Origin of the sequence: Glycomyces dulcitolivorans, assembly GCF_003265355.1 — a bacterium.
In the GTDB taxonomy this organism is placed as follows: domain Bacteria; phylum Actinomycetota; class Actinomycetes; order Mycobacteriales; family Micromonosporaceae; genus Glycomyces; species Glycomyces dulcitolivorans.
Genome location: NZ_QFRW01000036.1, coordinates 1 through 1907, shown reverse-complemented (window position 1 = coordinate 1907; position 1907 = coordinate 1). Strand labels below are relative to the sequence as shown.

Sequence of the window (1907 nt, the reverse complement as noted above, 5' to 3'; positions counted from 1 at the left end):
GTCTCCGCCCGCCTCGCCCGCGACGGCGCGCACGTCGTCATGCTCGGCCGCGACCAGGCCCGCCTCGACGCCGCCCGCGAGCGCCTCGCCGCCGACCTCGCCCCCGAAGCCGCTGAACGCCTCGCCGTCCTCCGCCTCGACATCAACGACAGCGCCGACGTCGACGCCGGCGTCGCGGCCGTCCTCGCCGAGCACGGCCGGATCGACGTCCTCGTCAACTCCGCCGGCGACGGCCCCGTCGGGCCCCTCGCCGACGCGACGGACGCCGCCTGGGAGGCCACCATCAACGGCAAGCTCCTCGGCGCGATGCGCCTGACCAGGGCCGTCGCCCCCGGCATGGCCGCGCGCGGCGCGGGCCGCATCGTGTTCGTCAACGGCGTCTTCCGCCTCGAACCCAGCCCGCTCCTCGTCGTCAACGCCGTCGTCAACGCCGGCCTCGGCGGCCTTGCCAAGGCCGTCTCGAAAGACCTGGGCCCCAAAGGCATCCGCGTGAACACCGTCGACCCCGGCGCCACCGACACCGCCCTGTGGGCCGAGATCCTCGACGACATGGGCGCACTCCTGGGCGCCTCGCCCGACGACGTCCAGAAGGAGGTCCTCGCCGGCGTCCCCCTCGGCCGCCTCGTCGACCCCGCCGAGGTCGCGGCCGCCGTCGCCTTCCTCGTCTCCCCGGAGGCCGCGATGGTCAACGGCGCGTTCATCACCGTCGACGGCGGCGCACGGGTCACGGGGTGACCGCATGAGCGTCCGAGCCCTGCCCGCAGCCGAAGCGCGCACCGCCGCCCCCTGGGCGGCCGCCGCCACCGCGTCCGTCGTGACCTGCCTCGCCGTCGCCTCGGTGTACCTGACGCAGCCGATCTTCCCCGAGATCGCCGCCCACTTCGGCGTCGCCGCCCAGGACGCCCGGTTCGCGTTCACCGCCGCGAGCCTCGCCTACGCCCTGTCCTTCTTCCTCTTCGGCCCCCTCACCGACCGGCTCCCACTGCGCGCCATGGGATCCGCCGGAGCCGCCGGACTCGCCGTCCTGCTGCTCCTGGCCGCGTTCGCCCCCGGCTTCGGCCTGTTCGTGGCCCTGCTGTCCCTCGCCGGAGTCGTCGCCGCGGCCGTGCCCTCGGCCATGATCGCGCTCATGCCGCGCCTGGCCCCGCCCCACATGAAAGGCATGTTCTTCGGCCTCGTCATCGGCGCGTCGGTCGCCGGCATCACCATGGGCCGCTCGCTCACCGGCGTCGTCACCGACGCCACCGACTGGCGCACCGCCGTCCTCGGCGTCGCCGCCCTGAACGTCCTGTCCGCGGCCGCGACCCTGACCCTCCCCGACCTCACCGCCCCGTCGGCGGCCGGCTCCGCGGCACGGGCGTACGCGGCGGTCCTCGGGCTGTTCCGCGGCGCCGCCACGGCCCGGCTCCTGGCCCTCGGCGTATGCCTGTTCTTCGGGTACCTCGGCGTGGCGACCTTCCTGACCTACCGCCTCCAAGAAGCCCCGTTCGAGTACGGCGCCGCCGAGATCGGCCTGGTCAACCTCGCCGGGCTCGTCGGCGTGGTCGGCGCCCCGCTCGCCGGACGCCTGGTGCCCCGCATCGGCGCCCCGGCCGTCGCCCTCACCGGGCTCGGCACAGTGCTCGCCGGAATCGTCCTCCTCGGCGTCGCCGCCCACCCCGCGGTGCTCCTGGCCGGCGTCCTCGCCCTGTTCGCCGGGGTCTTCGCCTGCCAGCCCGCCGTCCTCGTCCTGCTCGCCGCCGCCGCACCCGCCGGCAGCCAAGGCGGCGCGTCCTCGCTGTACATGCTCGTCTGCCTGCTCGCGGGCTCCGCCGCCAGCGCCGCCCTCGGCCCGGTGTGGACCGCCTGGGGCTGGGCGGGCGTGACCGTCGCGGGAGCGGCGGCCGTCGCGGCGGCGGCGCTGCTCG

The 1907-nt window shown here is 76.0% G+C and carries 2 protein-coding genes; both read left to right on the top strand.

What is annotated here, in order from left to right; genetic code table 11:
- Positions 1 to 735 (top strand): SDR family NAD(P)-dependent oxidoreductase (locus DI269_RS01795; protein WP_112133436.1); only part of this gene is annotated, 735 nt, incomplete at its 5' end.
- 4 nt (positions 736 to 739) lie between these two features.
- Positions 740 to 1907: MFS transporter (locus DI269_RS01790; protein ID WP_157974704.1), on the top strand; the 1168-nt coding region annotated here is incomplete at its 3' end.